This window comes from Cellulomonas sp. SLBN-39 (assembly GCF_006715865.1).
Taxonomy (GTDB): Bacteria; Actinomycetota; Actinomycetes; order Actinomycetales; family Cellulomonadaceae; genus Cellulomonas.
In genome coordinates this window covers 160,084-178,071 of sequence record NZ_VFOA01000001.1, presented here as the reverse complement: position 1 = coordinate 178,071, position 17,988 = coordinate 160,084, and the positions used below count along the sequence as shown (strand labels likewise).

17 protein-coding genes are annotated in these 17,988 nt (G+C 74.6%); 13 read left to right on the top strand and 4 right to left on the bottom strand.

Annotated elements, in window-relative coordinates; genetic code table 11:
• Positions 1–12 precede the first annotated feature (12 nt).
• Complete coding sequence (locus FBY24_RS00860; RefSeq protein ID WP_142162987.1) at positions 13–915, bottom strand: aldose 1-epimerase family protein; 903 nt, start codon at positions 913–915, stop codon at positions 13–15.
• Between the two features lie 239 nt (positions 916–1,154).
• On the opposite strand from FBY24_RS00860, the gene FBY24_RS00855 reads away from it, so the two are divergent.
• The 9 genes from FBY24_RS00855 (at position 1,155) to FBY24_RS00815 (ending at position 10,151) form a co-directional block, all read left to right on the top strand.
• The gene (locus FBY24_RS00855; protein WP_142157257.1) at positions 1,155–2,384 is read left to right on the top strand and encodes a CpaF family protein; all 1,230 of its coding nucleotides are present in this window, start codon (positions 1,155–1,157) and stop codon (positions 2,382–2,384) included.
• A gap of 3 nt (positions 2,385–2,387) precedes the next feature.
• Positions 2,388–3,248 carry a type II secretion system F family protein gene (locus tag FBY24_RS00850; RefSeq protein ID WP_142157255.1) on the top strand — a complete coding sequence of 287 codons (861 nt, stop codon included), beginning with the start codon at positions 2,388–2,390 and terminating at the stop codon, positions 3,246–3,248.
• Positions 3,245–4,174, top strand: a complete 930-nt coding sequence (locus FBY24_RS00845) for a type II secretion system F family protein (protein ID WP_142157253.1) — start codon at positions 3,245–3,247, stop codon at positions 4,172–4,174. The genes FBY24_RS00850 and FBY24_RS00845 overlap by 4 nt, the downstream gene beginning before the upstream one ends.
• Positions 4,175–4,237: 63 nt before the next feature.
• Positions 4,238–4,447 carry a hypothetical protein gene (locus FBY24_RS00840; protein WP_255432140.1) on the top strand — a complete coding sequence of 70 codons (210 nt, stop codon included), beginning with the start codon at positions 4,238–4,240 and terminating at the stop codon, positions 4,445–4,447.
• A gap of 11 nt (positions 4,448–4,458) precedes the next feature.
• The gene (locus FBY24_RS00835) at positions 4,459–4,845 is read left to right on the top strand and encodes a TadE/TadG family type IV pilus assembly protein (RefSeq protein WP_370510954.1); all 387 of its coding nucleotides are present in this window, start codon (positions 4,459–4,461) and stop codon (positions 4,843–4,845) included.
• Positions 4,842–5,414: a pilus assembly protein gene (locus FBY24_RS00830; protein ID WP_370510953.1), complete on the top strand. Its 573-nt coding sequence runs from the start codon at positions 4,842–4,844 to the stop codon at positions 5,412–5,414. The genes FBY24_RS00835 and FBY24_RS00830 overlap by 4 nt, the downstream gene beginning before the upstream one ends.
• A complete protein-coding gene (locus FBY24_RS00825) occupies positions 5,411–5,875 on the top strand; it encodes a pilus assembly protein TadG-related protein (RefSeq protein ID WP_255432139.1) in 465 nt (154 codons plus the stop codon). Before FBY24_RS00830 ends, FBY24_RS00825 begins: the two co-directional genes overlap by 4 nt.
• A 33-nt stretch (positions 5,876–5,908) precedes the next feature.
• A complete protein-coding gene (locus FBY24_RS19710; RefSeq protein WP_222117187.1) occupies positions 5,909–6,124 on the top strand; it encodes an epoxide hydrolase N-terminal domain-containing protein in 216 nt (71 codons plus the stop codon).
• Positions 6,125–6,416: 292 nt separating this feature from the next.
• On the top strand, positions 6,417–10,151 hold the full coding sequence (locus FBY24_RS00815; protein ID WP_160158397.1) for a choice-of-anchor M domain-containing protein: 3,735 nt from the start codon (positions 6,417–6,419) through the stop codon (positions 10,149–10,151).
• A 55-nt stretch (positions 10,152–10,206) separates the two neighbouring features.
• Here FBY24_RS00815 and FBY24_RS00810 read toward each other — a convergent pair whose 3' ends face one another.
• The 3 genes from FBY24_RS00810 to FBY24_RS00800 form a co-directional block, all read right to left on the bottom strand.
• On the bottom strand, positions 10,207–11,817 hold the full coding sequence (locus tag FBY24_RS00810; protein WP_142157249.1) for a methyl-accepting chemotaxis protein: 1,611 nt from the start codon (positions 11,815–11,817) through the stop codon (positions 10,207–10,209).
• A 186-nt stretch (positions 11,818–12,003) separates the two neighbouring features.
• The gene (locus FBY24_RS00805) at positions 12,004–13,074 is read right to left on the bottom strand and encodes a LacI family DNA-binding transcriptional regulator (RefSeq protein WP_255432138.1); all 1,071 of its coding nucleotides are present in this window, start codon (positions 13,072–13,074) and stop codon (positions 12,004–12,006) included.
• 56 nt (positions 13,075–13,130) lie between these two features.
• Positions 13,131–13,379, bottom strand: a complete 249-nt coding sequence (locus FBY24_RS00800; protein WP_142157244.1) for a hypothetical protein — start codon at positions 13,377–13,379, stop codon at positions 13,131–13,133.
• A gap of 247 nt (positions 13,380–13,626) precedes the next feature.
• Here FBY24_RS00800 and prfB point away from each other — a divergent pair, with 247 nt between their 5' ends.
• The 4 genes from prfB (at position 13,627) to FBY24_RS00780 (ending at position 17,890) form a co-directional block, all read left to right on the top strand.
• Positions 13,627–14,745, top strand: coding sequence for a peptide chain release factor 2 (prfB, locus tag FBY24_RS00795; RefSeq protein ID WP_142157242.1), 1,119 nt, complete (start codon positions 13,627–13,629; stop codon positions 14,743–14,745).
• Between the two features lie 189 nt (positions 14,746–14,934).
• Entirely contained in the window at positions 14,935–15,624 is a 690-nt protein-coding gene (gene ftsE, locus FBY24_RS00790) for a cell division ATP-binding protein FtsE (protein ID WP_140460134.1), read from the top strand.
• A 9-nt stretch (positions 15,625–15,633) separates the two neighbouring features.
• Complete coding sequence (gene ftsX / locus FBY24_RS00785) at positions 15,634–16,548, top strand: permease-like cell division protein FtsX (RefSeq protein WP_142157240.1); 915 nt, start codon at positions 15,634–15,636, stop codon at positions 16,546–16,548.
• A gap of 1 nt (position 16,549) precedes the next feature.
• Entirely contained in the window at positions 16,550–17,890 is a 1,341-nt protein-coding gene (locus FBY24_RS00780) for a M23 family metallopeptidase (RefSeq protein WP_142157238.1), read from the top strand.
• The last annotated feature ends 98 nt before the right edge of the window (positions 17,891–17,988 follow it).

Genomic DNA, 17,988 nt, shown 5'->3' with positions numbered 1-17,988 from the left:
CCGGCACCACGATCAGTCGAGGCGCACGCCCCAGCGCACGGTGTGCGTGCCGGCGGGCTCGAGCTCGACGAGCATCTCCCCGGTGCGGAACGCGTCCGCGACGCACGACATCGGCTCCACGGCCACACCACGGCGCTCGATCCCGGGGATCCCGTCACCGGTGCACACCTGCCACGCGGGCAGCGTGCCGTCCATCCACACGGCCACGGTGCGCGCGTCGTCGCCGGTCAGGCGGGCCCACGACAGGCCGTCCGTGTCCCGGACGGCGTCGACCCAGGCGTCGTCGAGCGCCAGCCCGGCCAGCGCGACGGGTTCGCGCAGGTCCAGGCGGCCCGAGACGGCCTCCGTGCCCGTGGGCAGCAGGCGGTGGTCCACCGTGACGTGGCGCCCCGCGCCGACCTGCAGGGTGCACGCGTCGACCCCGCCGGGGCCGGGGGAGAGCCACGGGTGGAACCCCACCCCGTACGGCGCCGTCGCGTCTGAGAGGTTCGTGGCGACGACCTCGACCGCGAGGCCGTCGGCGGTGAGCCCGTAGGTCACGTCGAGGCGCAGCGCCCACGGGTACCCGGGCGTCGGGACCAGGTCGTGGCGCAGCGTCACGGACGCGTCGGACGCCTCGACGACGTCGAACCGCGCGTACGCCACGAGGCCGTGCAGCGCGGTCTGCCGCTCGTGCTCGGTCAGCGGGACCTCGTACGCGGCGCCGCGGTAGCCGTACCGGCCGTCGCGCAGCCGGTTCGGCCACGGGGCCAGCACGGCGCCCGAGAACGCCGGCGCCAGGGACTGCGCGGGGAAGGGGAGCAGGACGTCGCGGTCGCCGACCCGGTACTCGCGCACGGAGGCGCCGACGGACGCGACGACGGCGACCTGGTCGCCGAGCCGCAGCTCGTGCTGGTCGCCGGTGGGGAAGGGCATGTTCACGCTCACACGGTAGTGGCACCCGGCGACCGGCGGCCGCGACCCACGGCCCACGCCGGGCGCGGCCGTCGCCCGACCGGGTGCGCGCGGCGACACGGTCGGGGGAATCTCGCGCGCATCGGGTCTGGTCTGTGGACGACGCGCCCCGCGACGAGCGCGCATGGCCTAGCGTCGCCGCCGGAACGGACGATCAGGACGAACCGGGCGCGCGGCGCCCGGCGGATGAAGGGGGCCGGGTGAGCGTCGACGGGCTGGTGATCCTCGAGTCCGAGGTCCGCGAGCTCATCCGTCGTCGTGGCCTGGACCCGGTGCGGGACCGCGCCGGGGTCGTCTCGCTCGTGTCCGCCGCCCTGGCCGACTACGACGAGCGGTCCGTGCTCGGGGCGGTCCCGCCGCTGGTCGACACGACCGCGGCGCACAAGGCCGTGGTCGACGCGGTGGCCGGGCTGGGTCCGCTGCAGCAGTACCTCGACGACGACGAGGTCGAGGAGATCTGGATCAACAGCCCGTCGCAGGTGTTCGTGGCCCGCCGCGGCGAGCCCGAGCTGACGACGACGATGCTGACCGACGCCCAGGTGCGCGACCTGGTCGAGCAGATGCTCAAGGTCAGCGGTCGTCGCCTCGACCTGTCCTCGCCCTTCGTGGACGCCACGCTGCCGGGCGGTGAGCGCCTGCATGCCGTGATCCCCGACGTCACGCGGCGGCACTGGTCGGTCAACATCCGCAAGTACGTGGTGCGTGCCACGGGCCTGGACGACATGGTGGGTCTCGGCTCGCTGACCCCGCAGGCCGCGGCGTTCCTCCAGGCCGCGGTCCGCGTGGGCCTGAACGTGCTCGTCTCCGGCGCCACCCAGGCCGGCAAGACGACCATGCTCAACGCCCTGTGCGGGGCGATCCCGCCGCGCGAGCGCGTGATCAGCTGCGAGGAGGTCTTCGAGCTGCGCCTGTCCGCCCGGGACTGGGTGGCGCTGCAGACCCGGCAGGCCAACCTCGAGGGGCACGGCGAGATCCCGCTGCGGCGCCTGGTCAAGGAGGCGCTGCGCATGCGCCCCAGCCGCCTGCTCGTCGGGGAGGTCCGCGAGGCCGAGGCCCTCGACCTGCTGATCGCCCTGAACGCCGGCGTCCCCGCGATGTGCACCCTGCACGCGAACTCCGCGCGCGAGGCCCTGGTCAAGCTGTGCACGCTGCCCCTGCTGGCGGGGGAGAACATCTCCGACCGGTTCGTGGTGCCGACCGTCGCCTCGGCCGTCGACCTCGTCGTGCACCTCGACCTCGACGCGCGCGGGCGGCGAAGGACCCGCGAGATCGTGGCGGTGCCCGGTCGGGTCGAGCAGGGTGTCGTCGAGACCGCCGACCTGTTCACCACGCGCGACGGCGTGCTCGTGCGGGCCGACGGGTTCCCGCCGCACGCCGAGCGCTTCGCCCGGGCAGGCCTCGACCTGCGCGCCCTCCTGCGGCAGGCCTGAGGCGTGGGCGTCGTCGTCGGGCTGCTCCTCGGGGCCGGGCTCGCGTGCGTGTGGTGGTCGTGCTGGCCGATGGCGGACGACGCCCGCACCAGCCGCACCGGCTGGCGCGCGACCGTGCGCGACACGCTCACGCAGGCCGAGGTCACCGGCGTCAGCCCCGAGGGCCTCGCCCTGGCGAGCGGCGCCGTGGCGCTCGCGGTGGCCGGTGCCGCGGTGGTGATCGTCCCTGCACCCGCCGTCGCACTGTGCTTCGGGGTGCTCGCCGGCATCGGCCCCTGGGCGCTCGTGCAGGGCCGCGCGCGCCGCCGCCTGGCCCGGACCCGGCAGCTGTGGCCCGACGTCGTCGACCACCTCGCCTCCGGCGTGCGGGCCGGCCTGTCGCTGCCCGAGGCCGTCGCCCAGGTCGGCGAGCGCGGACCCGCCGAGCTGCGGGCCCCCTTCCAGGCGTTCGGCGAGGACTACCGGGCCAGCGGACGCTTCACCGAGAGCCTCGACACGCTCAAGGAGCGCCTGGCCGACCCGGTCGCCGACCGCATCGTCGAGGCCCTGCGCATGACGCGCGACGTCGGCGGCACCGACCTCGGCCGCCTGCTGCGGACCCTGTCGACCTTCCTGCGCGAGGACATCCGCACCCGCGGCGAGCTGGAGGCGCGGCAGAGCTGGACCGTCTACGCCGCCCGCCTCGCTGTCGCCGCGCCGTGGATCGTGCTCGCCATGCTGTCGTCGCGCCCGGAGGCCCTCGAGGCGTACGACTCCACGGCCGGCACCGTCGTGCTCCTCGTCGGCCTGGGCTGCACGGTCGTCGCCTACCGCGCCATGCTGCGGATCGCCCGTCTGCCCGACGACCCCCGGGTGCTGCGATGAGCCCCGCGGCCACCGGTGCCGTCATCGGTCTGATCGGCGGTCTCGGGCTGGTGCTCGTGGTCGTGCGGCTGCGCGCCCGGCGCATCACCCTGGACCAGCGCCTCGCCCCCTACCTGCGCACCCGCGGCACGTCGTCGCTGCTGCGCGCCCCCGACGCGCGCGGACCCCTGGTCACGCTCGAGCGGCTCGTCGCCCCGTTCCTCGGCGACCTCGTGCGCGTCGTCGCGCGCATCGGCTCACCGACCGCCGACCTGCGGCACCGCCTCGAGCGCGCGGGCCGGCAGGAGACCGTCGAGCAGTTCCGCGCCCAGCAGGTCGTCTGGGGCGTCCTCGGCCTCGTCGCCGGCCTCGTGCTGTCCCTCGTGCTGGCCGCGACGCGCGGCGGCGTGACCGTCGCCCTCGTCGGGGTGGTCGCCGTCGTGACCTTCGTGGCCGTGCTCGTGCCCGACTGGCTGCTGGGTCGCCAGGTGCGGCGTCGTGAGGAGCGGATGCTCGCCGAGATGGCCACGGTCACCGAGCTGCTGGCGCTCGCCGTCAGCGCGGGCGAGGGGGCGGTCGGGGCGCTGGAGCGCGTGGTGCGGCAGACCCGCGGGGAGCTGACCGGCGAGCTGGCGCGCACCCTCGCCGACGCCCGCTCCGGCACCCCGGTGGTGCAGGCCCTCGAGCGGCTCGCTGACCGCACGGGCCTGCCCTCGCTCGCCCGGTTCGCCGAGGGCGTCGCCGTCGCCGTGGAGCGCGGCACGCCGCTGGCCGACGTGCTGCGGGCGCAGGCGCAGGACGTGCGCGAGGAGGGCCGCCGCGCCCTCATGCAGACCGGTGGGCGCAAGGAGGTGCTCATGATGGTCCCGGTGGTGTTCCTCATCCTGCCGGTGACCGTCCTGTTCGCCGTCTTCCCCAGCGTGGTGGTGCTGCGGGTCGGACTGTGACCCGCTGGCAGAAGCAGCCGGCGGCGCCCGCGGGTGCCGTCCGGCCGACGACGGAGGTGGACCATGACCGCACGGATGCAGGCCTGGGCCGTGCAGGCGCAGCTGCGGCTGCGCACGCTGGGGGAGGACGACCGCGGCGACGTGCCCGGCTGGGTCCTCGTGACCTTGATGACCGCAGGGCTGGTGTCGGTGCTGTGGTTCGTGGCGGGCAACGCCCTGCAGCAGCTCTTCCAGGACGCCGTGACGTCGGTGTCCCCGCGCTCCGGGCTCTGACCGCCCGGGCGGTGCCCGTGGGGGTCCGCCGCGACGCGGGGTCGGCGATCGTCGACTTCGTGCTCGTCGGCGGGCTGCTCGTGGTGATGTTCGTGGCCGTGGTGCAGCTCGCGCTCGTGCAGCACGTGCGCAACACGTGCATCGACGCCGCCGCCGAGGGGGCCCGGTACGCCGCGCAGGTGGGCCGGGACCCGGCCGACGGCGCCGCGCGCACGGCCGAGCTGCTGCGCCAGTCGCTGGCACCGTCGTACGCGCAGGACGTCACGGCCCGGCAGGTCGACGCCGGTGGTCTCGCGCTCGTCGAGGTCACCGTCCGCGCGCCGGTGCCGCTGGTGGGGCTGCTCGGACCGGGCGGTGTCCTCGAGCTGCAGGGTCACGCACCCGTGGAGGGCCCGTGACACCGGTAGGCGGGCTCCGCAGCCTCGCGGCCGGGGGCGAGCGGCCCGGCGCGTCGTCGGCGGGCACGGTGTGCTCGGCGGGCACCGTGTCGTCGGCTCGACGCCTGCGTCGCTGGTGGGAGGCCCGCCGCGACCGCCTCCGCGGCGACGGCGGCAACGCCGTGGTGGAGTTCCTCGGCGTCGCCCTGGTGCTGCTCGTGCCCACCGTGTACCTCGTGCTCGTCCTCGGGCGCATCCAGGCCGGGACGTTCGCGGTCGAGGGTGCCGCCCGGGAGGCCGCCCGCGTCTACGTCGCCGCCCCCGACGCCCCCACGGGTGCGGCGCGCGCGGTCACGGCCGTGGGGGTGGCCCTCGACGACCAGGGCTTCGACGACCCCGCCGCCGACGCCCTCGCGATGGCGTGCTCGGCGACGCCGTGCCTGACGCCCGGTGCGCAGGTGCAGGCCACCGTGACCGTGCGGGTCCCGCTGCCGTTCGTGCCGTCCTTCGTCCGTGACGTCGTGCCCCTGGAGGTCCCGGTGAGCGCGCAGCGCACCGCACCCGTCGACGCGTTCCGGGTGGGCCGGTGACCGCCCGTCGCCGGCCGCAGGGCGACGACGGGCAGATCATGGTCCTCGCGCTCGGGTTCGCGGTGCTCGCGCTGCTGCTCGTCACCGTCGTGGTGTCCGCCACGGGCGTGCACCTGGAGCGCAAGCGGCTGCTGGCGCTGACGGATCTCGCGGCGCTCGCCGCCGCCGACGCGGTGGCCGACGAGCAGTACTTCGCCCCCGGTGCGGGTGCCGAGGGCACGGGTGGCGTGCCGCTGAGCGACGCGACCGTGCGTGCCGCCGTGCAGGAGTACCTGGCCGCCCACCCGGACCCCGCGGCGGACTGGGACGGCGTCGTGGTTCTCGAGGCGTCGTCCCCGGACGGGGCGTCCGCGGTGGTGCGCCTCGGCGCCGTCACCCGCCCGGTGCTGCTCAGCTGGGTCCTGGCGCCCTGGTCGGACGGCATCGCGCTCGAGGCGTCCTCGGTGGCCCGCGCGACGTGATGCTGGCGGGCGCCGAGGGCGGTCGGTCAGCGGGTGCACCTCCTGCACGTGCGCTCACCCGAGCCTGACGCGCTCGCGCTCGTCCTGACCCACGGGTGGCCGAGCTCGGTGGTGGAGCTCCTCGACGTCGTCGGCCCGTTGGCCGACCCGCGGGCGCACGGGTCGCCGGAGGCTGCGATCGACCGTGATGTGCTGCCCCGGGGGCCTTCTGTGCGTCGGAGGTGCCCGACCTGGTGGTCGCGGACCTGAGCGGGGCGCTGCGCGACGACCGCTGACGCCCGTGGCGGGCGGTGCGCGACCGGTGGGGCGGTCGCGGTGCGGGGCTGTCCGGCGGTGTTTGACAGGCGTCCAGCGGCCCTCCACTATTGCGAACGCATCTCAGTATCACTAGATGCCACCGCGCACGCCCCCGCTGCTTCCCGCGCCTTCCCGCAGGCGTCGACCCGCGTGGTCGACGCCTGCGGCTGCCGTCCGCGCGCCGCCCGTCACCGGCCGGCCGTCGCGCAGGTGCGCCGAAGAGACCACCGACGAAAGGCACACCGTGACCACCCTGTCCCCACCGAGGCGGCGCCTGACGGCGCTCCTCGCCGCAGTGGCCGTCGCGTGCAGCACGCTCGCGCTGCCCGCCGCCCCGGCGGTCGCGGCCGACGGTGCCGCGCCACCGGCGACGACCTACCGCGTCGTGGCCGGCGTGCACACCGACGCCGTGTCCACCTTCCTCGACGGCGGGACGCTCGTGCTCGGGTCGAAGGCGGACGTGCCCGAGGGCAACGGCACGCGGATGGATCCCGCGGACACGTGGTTCCACCTCGAGGACGAGGCGCAGATGCAGGTCCCCGACGCGGCGGCGTACGCGTTCCTCGGGGCGCCCGGGACGACGGTGTGGGTCGCGCCCGTGTCCAACCCCGGAACGGGTCGGCTGTGGCCGGGCTTCTCGACGGAGTCCGTGCCGGCCGGCGCCATAGAGGGCGACCGGACCACCTTCACGCTCACCGGCGTCGAGGGTCCCGGGGCGTTCGAGCTGTTCACCACGAGCGGCTTCGGCGAGCCGCAGCGTCGCTGGTCCTCGGCGGACGCGTCGCTGCGCGCGTTCACCGTCGGGCGCACGCACATGCACGCCAACTGGGCGTTCGGGGCCGCGGGCACCTACCGCATCGGCGTCGAGGCGTCCGTCACGGTCGACGGCACCGTCCAGACAGCGTCGGGCACGTACACCTTCGTCGTGGGCGACCTGCCCGAGCCGGTCGCCACCACCACCACGCTCCGGCCGTCCGCGACGGCGACGGTCCTCGGTGCCCCGGTGACCGTCGAGGTCGAGGTCGGCCCCGCGACGGTCACCGGCGCCGTCGAGCTGCGCGCCGGCGACCGCCTGCTCGGCCACGAGCCGGTCGCAGGCGGCCGGGCGACGTTCACCGTCGCCGACCTGCCCGTCGGCACGACCGCGCTGAGCGGCGCGTTCGTCCCGTCCGTGACCAACCTCGCGACGCCCTCGACGTCCGCCCCGGTCGACGTCGTCGTCACCGAGGAGGCCGGCGGTCAGCCGTTCGGCATCGCGGGCGTCGGCGCGTCCTACGCCCCCGGCGACGTGCTCACGGCGTCCGTCGTCGGTGCGACCCTCGGCGCCGGGCAGAACTTCCAGTGGCGGACCCGGCCCATCGGGTCCACGGTCGCCGGCGGCGTCGTGACCAGCGCGTCGGCCGCCACCGGGACGCTGGCCCTCCCGCTCGACGCCTCCCACGTCGGCTACGAGATCTCGGTGCGCCTGCGCACCGGCACCACGCTGGTGCAGCAGTCCCCGTGGGTCGCGCTGCCGGTGACGGTCGTGGCCGAGCGGCCGACGGCCGAGGTGCTCACCCCGGTCCCGCAGTACATGCCGGACCGGCCGGCGATCCGCGTCGGCGGCGCACCGCTCGCCGACGGCGAGCAGTACCGGCTGGTCTACCGCTACTCGGGCTCGACCTTCTGGACGCCGATCGCGGACGTCACGCTCGACGGCGACCGCATGACGGTCACGAACCAGTGGTCGTTCGCCGGTGTGTTCGCCGTGCAGCGCATGCGCGGCGGCGTCGCCGTCGCGCAGTCCGAGCCCGTCACGGCCGACGTCCGCGGGCGCGAGGTCCTCGTCGAGGGCGTGCAGGGCGTCTACCGGGCCGGTGACACGCTGCGCGCGACCGGCACGGTCTACCCACCGCGGGACGACCTGACGTACCAGTGGGAGTACTTCAACGACTCGAACGGGGACTTCGACTACGAGCTGCTGAAGAAGGGCGCCGGCCCGGACGGGTTGAGCATCGAGCTGCCCGTCGAGCAGCGGTTCGACGGCGGCTACCTCAACCTCTTCGCCTTCGACCCCGCCGGCACGAACGTCGGCCAGACGAGCGTCCCGCTCAGCGTCACGACCGCAGCGCCCGGCGAGCAGCTCTTCTTCTTCCAGAACCTCGGCGAGCACTACCACCAGGGCTACGACGTCAACCTGCAGCTCGTCGCCGACCCGGGGCTGGCGCAGGGCGACACGATCGACTGGGAGTGGCGCTGGCCCGGCACCGAGTGGGTCACGTTCCCCGGTGCCTCCGGCCTGCGGCACGTGCTGACCGCCGAGCAGGCGCTGGACGGCGTCGAGGTGCGCGCCACCCTGACCATCGCCGGGATCGAGCCGGTCGTCGCCGAGCCGGTCACGATCCTCGTCGACGACCACGGGTCGCCCGCGGTGCAGCACGTCAGCGTCACGGGCGCCGCCGACCGGTACGCGGCCGGCCAGCCGGTCGAGCTCGCGGCTCGGGTCCAGCCCGGCACCGTGCTGACCACCTACCAGTGGTTCGCCCGGGCGCCGGGTGCGGCCGAGGCCGAGCCCGTCCCGGGTGCGACCGGACCGACGTACGCTGTCACGGCCGACGAGGCGATGGACGGCACGCGGATCAGCGTGGCCGTCGTCCGTCCCGACGGCGGGCTCGCGTACGGGCCGTCCGACCCCGTGACGCTCACCGTCGCCGGCGCGGTCGCCCCGACGGTCGACGTCACCGGCCTCGCGCACCACTATCACTCCGGCTCTCCGGTGACACTCACGGCTGTCGCGACGCCCGCGGGCGCCGACGACACCTTCCGGTGGTCCGTGCAGCGCGTCGACCAGCCCCGGCCGGTGGTCGTCGGTACCTCCGACGCCGTGCTGGAGCTCACAGCCGAGCAGGCGCTCGACGGTGCCCGCGTCTCGGTGGAGCGGCTTGTGGACGGTGAGGTCGTGGCGACGTCCGCGGCCAGGACCGTCGTGGTCGACGACCACGGTGCCGCTCCGCTGCAGCAGGTGACGGTCACCGGGCTGGCGGCGCGGTACGCGGTGGGCGAGGACGTGGCCCTCGACGCGGGCGTCAGGCCGGCCTCGGTGCTGGACCGCTGGGAGTGGTACGTCCAGCGAGCCGGGGAGGACACCCCCGCGCTGGTCACGGACGCCGACGGCGCGCGCCTGCGCTTCCCGGCCACCGCAGCGCTCGACGGGGCGGCACTCGTCGCGCGACTGACGTTCGACGACGGGACCCCTTACGTGGAGTCCGCGCCCGTGCTCCTGACCGTCGGCACCGGCAGCACGCCGACGCCGACCGAGCCACCGAGCCCGACGCCGACGGACCCGGCCGATCCGGAGCCGACGCCGACGGACCCGGCCGATCCGGAGCCGACGCCCACGCCCACGCCGACGCCCACGCCGACGCCGACGTCCACGCCGACGCCGACGGACCCGGCCGACCCGGAGCCGACGCCGACGCCGACGGACCCGGCCGGTCCCACGCCGACGCCGACGGACCCGGCACCGGCTCCGGCGAAGCCGGACGCGCCGCCCGTCGGACGGTCCGGCGCCGAGCTCACCGGCCCGGCCGGTGGTCTGACGCTCGCCGCCGGCCCGGTGCGCCAGGGGCAGGTCGTGACCGTCGACCTGGGGGCCGAGCACGCCGACGCGTGGGTCGCCACGTGGCTGTTCTCCACCCCGACCCTGCTGGGCGGGGACTGGGTGCAGGCGAACGCGTCCGGTCAGGTCGCCGTCCGGATCCCCGCAGGCACGCCGCCGGGCGAGCACCGGCTCGCGGTGTTCGCCGCCGACGGCACCCTCGTCGGCTGGCAGGCGGTGACGGTGACCGCGGCCACGGGGACCACGCCGACGACCGCGCTCGCGCAGACCGGTGGGGTTCCGGCGGCGGCGTGGGCCGGTCTGGGGCTGCTCCTGGTCGGGGTCGGTGCGGTGCTCGTGCTGCACCGACGCCGGGCGGGGGTGCGCGCGACCGCGGGGTGACCCGGCACGGACGGGCCGGTCGGGACGTCCCGGCCGGCCCGTCCGCGCGTGCGGGTCAGAAGGTGAAGGAGCCGATGCGGGTGCGCAGGTCCTGGGCCATGCGGGCCAGGTCGACGGTGGCGGAGCCCATCTGACCGGTGACCTCGCTGGTGGTGCTCGCAGAGGTCGCGACGCCCGTGATGTTGACGGCGATCTCGACGGACCCGGCCGCTGTCTCGCCGACGCCGCGGCTCATCTCGTTGGTCGTGGCGGTCTGCTCCTCGACGGCCGACGCGATGGTCATCTGGTAGTCGTTGATCGAGGCGATGATGTCGCTGATCTGCCCGATCGCCGCCACCGCGCTCTGGGTGTCGCCCTGGATCGCCTCGACACGGCGGGCGATGTCCTCGGTGGCGCGGGCCGTCTCCTGGGCGAGCTCCTTGACCTCGCCGGCGACGACCGCGAAGCCCTTGCCGGCCTCCCCGGCGCGCGCGGCCTCGATGGTCGCGTTGAGGGCCAGCAGGTTGGTCTGCTCGGCGATCGACGTGATGACCTTGACGACGTTCCCGATCTCCTGCGACGAGGTCCCGAGCTGGGCGACGGTGTCGTTCGTCGTCGCGACCACGCCGGTGGCCTGGGTGGCCACGCGCGCCGCCTCGTTCGCGTTCTGCGCGATCTCCCGGATCGACGCGCCCATCTGCTCCGCGCCGGCTGCCACGGCCTGCACGTTGCGCGACACCTCCTCGGCCGCCGCCGCGACCACGTCGGCCTGGCTCGACGTCTCCGCGGACCCCTTCGCCACCTGGGCGTTCGACGCGGAGAGCTCCTCCGAGGCCGCGGCGACCGCGTCGGAGGTCTCGTGGACGGCGGTCATCGTCGAGCGAAGGTTCGCCAACGACGTCGTCAGGCTGCCGGCCATGCGTCCCAGCTCGTCGTCGTTGCGCACGCGCGGGGCCACGGTCAGGTCGCCGCGCCCCAGGGCGGCCAGGGACGCGCCCACCTCGCGCACCGTCGCGGTGATGCCCCGGACCACGAAGGTCGCGATCGCACCGGCCAGCGCGAGCCCCACGAGGAGGGCGACGACCAGGACGACCTGCGTCGAGGCCGCCGCCGCGGTCCCTTCGGCGTCGAGGACGGCGGACACCTCGGCGTGCTCGCCCGCCTCGGCGCTGACCAGCTCGAGCACCTCGTCGGACACCGGGTAGACCGTGTCGTCGTACAGCGTCGGCAGCGTCTCGGGTGCCTCCACGACGGCGTCGAGCCAGGTCGTCAGCGCGATCTCGTGGTAGCGGTCGGACGCGGCGCGGATCTCCTCGACGCGCTCGCCCGAGACGGCGAAGGGCGCGTACTGCGTGAGCAGGTCCCCGAGGTCGGCCTCGCGCTCGGCGATCTCCGCCGCCTTGTCGGCACGCTCCTCGGGGGCGACGAACGCGAGGGCGTTGACCCGGTTGCGGGTGCCCTGGAAGTTGCGCTGCACGTCCGACAGCAGGTCCAGGGGCTCGACGTGCTCGGTGTAGAGGGCGTTCTGCCCCGCGGAGAGGCTGCGTACGCTCGTGATCGCCAGCACGGCCATCGTGACGGCCACGAGCGCCAGCACGCCGAGCGCAGCCCCGATCTTCACCGCGACGGGACGGTCCGTCAGCAGGTTGCGACGTCGTGCGACGTCGTGGGGCCGCGAGGTGCTCATGGGTGCTCCGGTTCGGTCGGGCCAGTGCGTCGCCGACCGGACGCCGACGGTCCCATCGTCCGGCGCAGCACTGCTCTGACCAGGCGCCAGGTGAACGTCCGATGAATTCGAGGAGCCTGCCGGCCTGGAACGTTCCCGAGCGTCTGGCCCGGGGCGGTGCGGGCGGGGCCGGTGCGGGCAGCGCCCTCAGCGGCGCGGGGGAGCGGTGCTGTCGCGCACGACGAGCTCGACCGGGACGGTGACGGTCGTGGGTGGCTCGGGCGCGGGCGTGCCCGAGGGTGCGTCCGTGCGGGCGCGGGCGATCGCGGCCGTCAGGGCCTGGGCGGCCAGCCGGCCCTTGGTGGCGAAGTCCTGGCGCAGCGTCGTCAGCGCGGGGCGCAGCGTCTGCGCCAGCACGGTGTCGTCGAAGCCGACGACCGACAGGTCGCCGGGCACGTCGACGCCAGCGTCCTGCGCGGCCCGCACCAGGGTCGCGGCCATCAGGTCGGAGAAGCACACGACCGCCGTCGGGCGGTGCGGGTCGGCGAGGATCTCCTGAGCCCCGGGCAGCGTGAGGTGGTCGCGGTTGTCGACGACCTCGTAGACGCGGGCCGCCAGCCCCGCGGCCTCCAGCGCGTCCACCGCCCCGGCCGTGCGGTGCCGGGCGACGTCGTTCGAGCCCGCCGTGCGCGGGTCGGCGGCCCAGCCGGGTGCGGCACGCTCGCTGTTCATCGTCAGGACCACGACGTCGCGGTGCCCCAGCGCGAGCAGGTGCTCGACCGCCAGGCGTCCGCCGCTGCGCTCGTCGAGCAGCACGCCCGCGCTGCCGGGGCGCGGCTCCTGGTCGACGAACACGAGGGGCAGCCGCCGCCGGCTCAGCCACTCGACGGCCTCCGAGTCGCCTGCGCACGCGTAGAGCACCGCGGCGTCGAGGGCCAGGTCGCGCGCCGGCACGTGCCCGCCGACGGGCGTCGCGGGGATGAGCGTCACGGCCAGCCCGGTCGGCGCGAGCTCCTCGGCGAGCGCGCCGAAGAACGCGGAGGCGACGGGGTCGAGGAACGCCTCGCCGAGCGAGTCCGTGAGCACGACGCCCACGGCCCCGACGGACCGCCGTGCCAGCGCCCGCGCCGCGGGGTCTGGTCCGACGTACCCGAGCTCGGCCGCCGCGGCGAGGACCTGCTCGCGCAGCGCGGCCGAGAGCTGGTCGGGCCGGGAGAACGCGTTCGACACCGTCATGCGGCTGACGCCGACACGGTCGGCGACCGTCTGCAGCGTCACGCGTCCCACGTCGGCCCCGTCGTCGTCATGGGGCCCAGGGTAGGACGGCGCCGCGCTCACCGGGCCGGGTGGCCCAGGTGCGCCACGCCCTCGCGCGGCGCCACGGCGTCCGCGACGCGGTGCAGCGCGCCCGCCAGCGCGCGCCGCGGCCGGGCCGCGCGGGCCGGGTGCGGGGCAGCGTCACGGTGCGGCCGGGCGGCGTCGTGCGCGTCGGGCACGACGGGTGCCCACGGGCGCGAGCTCTCGGCCTCGAGCTGGGCGGCGCGCGCCGCGAAGATGCTCATCCCCATCGCGTCCATGGACATGGTGGTCCCCCTTCGTCGTGGGTGCGGGAACGGGGTGCTCCCACGTCTGTACCGCTACAGTGCCAGAGGGTTCTGGACCGGTCAAGAGGCGGGTGCTCCGGTCGTCCCACCGACCGGTGAGGCCCGTCGGGAGGACGACGTCCCGTACCGGCCCGGTTCGACATCCGCACGTGCGCGCGGCCCGTCGCGCTCCCGTCCCGGCCGCCTGGCGCGGCGAGGGCCCGGGCAGCGGGTAGCCTGAGAGGTCGTGGCCACCACCGACTTCCCCGCCGAGATCCGCGCCCTGCGCACGACCCTGGAGTCCATCCAGGCCGTGAGCGACCCCACCGCCCTCGAGGCGAAGATCGCGCTGCTCTCCGAGCAGGCCTCCGCCCCCGACCTGTGGGACGACCCGGACAGCGCGCAGAAGGTCACGAGCGCCCTGTCGGCCACCCAGGCCGAGCTCGACCGGGTCAACCGGCTCGGCGGGCGCATCGACGACCTCGAGACCCTCGTCGAGATGGCCGCGGAGGAGAACGACGCGGACGCGCTCGAGGAGGCCGACGCCGAGCTCGTCGGGATCCGCAAGGACATGCGCGAGCTCGAGGTCCGCACGCTGCTCAACGGCGAGTACGACGCCCGCGAGGCCGTCGTGACGATCCGCGCCGGCGCGGGCGGGGTCGACGCCGCCGACTTCGCCGAGATGCTGCTGCGCATGTACCTGCGCTGGGCCGAGCGCCACGGCTACCCGGCCAGCGTCATGGACACCAGCTACGCCGAGGAGGCGGGCCTGAAGAGCGCGACCTTCGAGGTCAAGGTGCCGTACGCGTTCGGGCACCTGTCCGTCGAGGCCGGCACTCACCGCCTCGTCCGGATCTCGCCGTTCGACAACCAGGGCCGGCGCCAGACGTCGTTCGCCGCGGTCGAGGTGGTCCCGCTCATCGAGCAGACCGACTCCGTCGAGATCCCCGAGTCCGAGATCAAGGTCGACGTGTTCCGCTCGTCGGGCCCCGGCGGGCAGTCGGTCAACACCACCGACTCCGCGGTCCGGATGACGCACATCCCCACCGGCATCGTCGTGTCGATGCAGAACGAGAAGTCGCAGATCCAGAACCGCGCCGCCGCGCTGCGCGTGCTCCAGTCCCGGCTGCTGCTGCAGCGCCAGGAGGAGGAGCGCGCGGCCAAGAAGGAGATGGCCGGCGACATCAAGGCGTCCTGGGGCGACCAGATGCGCTCGTACGTGCTCCAGCCGTACCAGATGGTCAAGGACCTGCGCACCGAGCACGAGGTCGGCAACCCGTCGGCGGTCTTCGACGGCGACATCGACGACTTCCTCGAGGCCGGGATCCGCTGGCGCCGAGGGCTGCAGGCGGCGGCCGACTCCTGACGTGCCGGTGACGCAGGGGGCGTTCCGGGACGAGGTGGACACCTGTCCGTCACGCACCTCGATTCACAGGTGCGCCCGCGGCGTGTCCTGCTCGCGGGTCCTCGACGACGTTCCTACCCTCGGACAGGCCCGCCGGAGCGTGGGCGGCCGGGGCACGAGGTCTCGGCCCGAGGGGACGAGGTCTGCACGGTGATCCGGTTCGAGAACGTCACGAAGGTCTACGCACGCGGGGCGCGCCCCGCGCTGGACCAGGTGAGCCTCGACGTCGAGCGCGGTGAGTTCGTCTTCCTCGTCGGGGCGTCGGGGTCGGGCAAGTCGACCTTCCTGCGGCTGGTGCTGCGCGAGGAGCGCGCGTCCGCGGGGCGCGTGTTCGTGGCCGGCAAGGAGCTCGGCACGCTGTCGAGCTGGAAGGTCCCGCACCTGCGCCGCCAGATCGGCGCGGTGTTCCAGGACTTCCGCCTGCTGCCCAACAAGTCGGTGTTCGAGAACGTGGCGTTCGCGCTGCAGGTCATCGGCAAGCCGCGCCACCACATCCTCACCACGGTGCCCGACACCCTGGAGATGGTCGGGCTGGCGGGCAAGGAGAAGCGGCGCCCGCACGAGCTGTCGGGCGGCGAGCAGCAGCGCGTCGCCATCGCCCGCGCGTTCGTGAACCGGCCGTCGATCCTGCTCGCCGACGAGCCCACCGGCAACCTCGACCCGACGACGTCCCTGGGGATCATGCGCCTGCTCGACCGCATCAACCGCACCGGCACCACCGTGGTCATGGCCACGCACGACGACGAGATCGTCGACCAGATGCGCAAGCGCGTGATCGAGCTCGACTCCGGCAGCATGGTGCGCGACCAGTCGCGCGGCGTGTACGGCTCGGACCGCTGAGGGGGAGACGTGCGCTTCCAGTTCATCCTCTCCGAGATCGGCATCGGCCTGCGCCGGAACCTGTCGATGACCATCTCAGTCGTGCTCGTCACCTTCGTCTCGCTGACGTTCCTCGGGTCGGCCGCGCTCCTGCAGGCGCAGATCGGCAAGATGAAGGACGACTGGTACGACAAGGTCGAGGTCTCCGTCTTCCTGTGCCCCGCCGGCTCCCCGGAGCCCACGTGCGCGGGCGGCGAGGTCACGCAGGACCAGAGGCAGGAGATCCTCGCCGCGCTCGAGGCGCCCGAGGTCGCGCCGTTCGTCGAGCAGATCTACACCGAGAGCAAGGAGGAGGCCTACGAGGCCTTCCAGGAGCAGTTCGGCGACCAGTTCTGGGCGTCCGCGGCCACGGCCGACGACATGAACTCCTCCTACCGCATCAAGCTGACCGACCCCGAGCAGTACCAGGTGGTCGCGGACGTCGTCTCCGGGCGGCCCGGCGTCGAGGCGGTCGAGGACCAGCGCCGGCTCTTCGACAACCTCTTCCTCGTGCTGGACCGGGCCACGTGGGCGGCCGGCGGGCTCGCGGCGATCATGCTGCTGGCCGCGGTGCTCCTCATCACCACCACCATCCGCCTGTCCGCGATGAGCCGGCGCCGCGAGACCGGGATCATGCGCCTGGTCGGGGCGTCGACCCTGTTCATCCAGCTGCCGTTCATGCTCGAGGGCGCCCTCGCGGCGACCGTCGGTGCCGCGCTCGCCATCGGCGGGCTGTGGCTCGGGGTGCAGTACCTCGTCACCGACTGGCTCGGGGAGTCCGTCACCTGGATCCCGTACGTCGGCACGTCGGACGTGGTCGCGGTCGCCCCGTGGCTCGTCGTCGTGGCGATCGCCCTCGCCGCCGTCTCCTCGATCGTGACGCTGAGCCGCTACACGAAGGTCTGACATGAGCCACCGCACGCACCGCCTGGTCCGGGCCGCCACCGCCGCGGCCGCCGCTCTGGCCGTGGTCCTGCCTGCCGTCGTCGCCGGGCCCGCGCTGGCGGACGACCTGGAGAACAGGCGCACGCAGACCGAGCAGAAGATCGCCGAGGCCGACGAGCGCGCGGGCGAGCTGGCCGCGGCGCTCGAGGACCTCGAGGGCGAGCTGGCCGACACGGTGGCCGAGCTCGCCGAGATCGAGGCGCAGATGCCGGCCGCGCAGGAGCGCCTCGACGCCGCGGTCGCCGCTGCGCAGGAGGCCCAGCGCCTGGCGGACGAGTACGCGCTCCGGCTGCAGGACGCCGAGGCTGAGGAGGTCGAGGTCGCCGAGCAGATCGACGTCGACCGGTCCCGTGAGGACGAGGTGCGCGCGACCATCGGGCAGATGGCCCGCGAGGCGTACCGCGGCGGCCGGGACGTCTCCGGCATGAGCGTGATGCTCGACGCGCAGAGCTCGGAGGAGTTCGTCGAGCGGTACGGGCTGGTGTCCACCGCGATGCGCACGCAGGCGCAGGTCCTCGGCGACCTGCAGACGCTCGTCGCGGAGAACGAGAACGCCCAGGTCCGGCTCGCGGCCGTCCGCGAGAAGGTCGCCGAGCTCAAGGCCGAGGCCGACGCGGCGCTCGCGCAGGCGCAGCAGCGCGAGCAGGAGGCCGCCGAGGCCAAGGCCGAGCTGGAGGACCTGCAGGAGCAGCAGACCGCGAAGCTCGCGTCGATCGAGGACCAGAAGGCCGAGGCGGAGGCTCAGGTCAAGGCTCAGGAGCGGGCCCGGTCGAGCCTCGCGTCGGACCTGGCGAAGATCGTCCAGGAGCAGCGGGAGCAGCGCGAGGCCGCTGCCGACGCCGGCTCGGGCGGGTCCGGCGGGGGCTCGGCGCAGCCGCCCGCGGCACCGGCGGGCGCGATGTTCGCCAACCCGACCGCGCACAGCCCGATCTACGTGACGTCGGAGTACGGGATGCGCCTGCACCCCGTGCTCGGGTACTACCGCATGCACGCGGGCATCGACCTGCGCGACCGGTGCGGGGAGCCCGTGTACGCCGGCCGCTCCGGCACGGTGCAGTGGGCCCGGTTCCGCAGCGGGTACGGCAACCAGGTGATGATCGACCACGGCTGGGTCAACGGCTCGTCGCTCATGTCGAGCTACAACCACATGTCGGTGTTCACGGTGGGCGCGGGCTCGACCGTCAGCGCCGGCCAGCTCATCGGGTACGCCGGCAACACCGGGACGTCGGCCGCGTGCCACCTGCACTTCGAGGTGTACATCAACGGCGCCACCGTGAACCCGCGCTCGTACCTGGGCCTCTGACGCCCGGGGCCGGTGCGGCCGGCCCGCCGGGGTGGCCGGGAATCCGCTGGGTGGGGGCGACGGGTCGCAGGTAGGCTCGTCCGTCGGCGCGCGCCGGT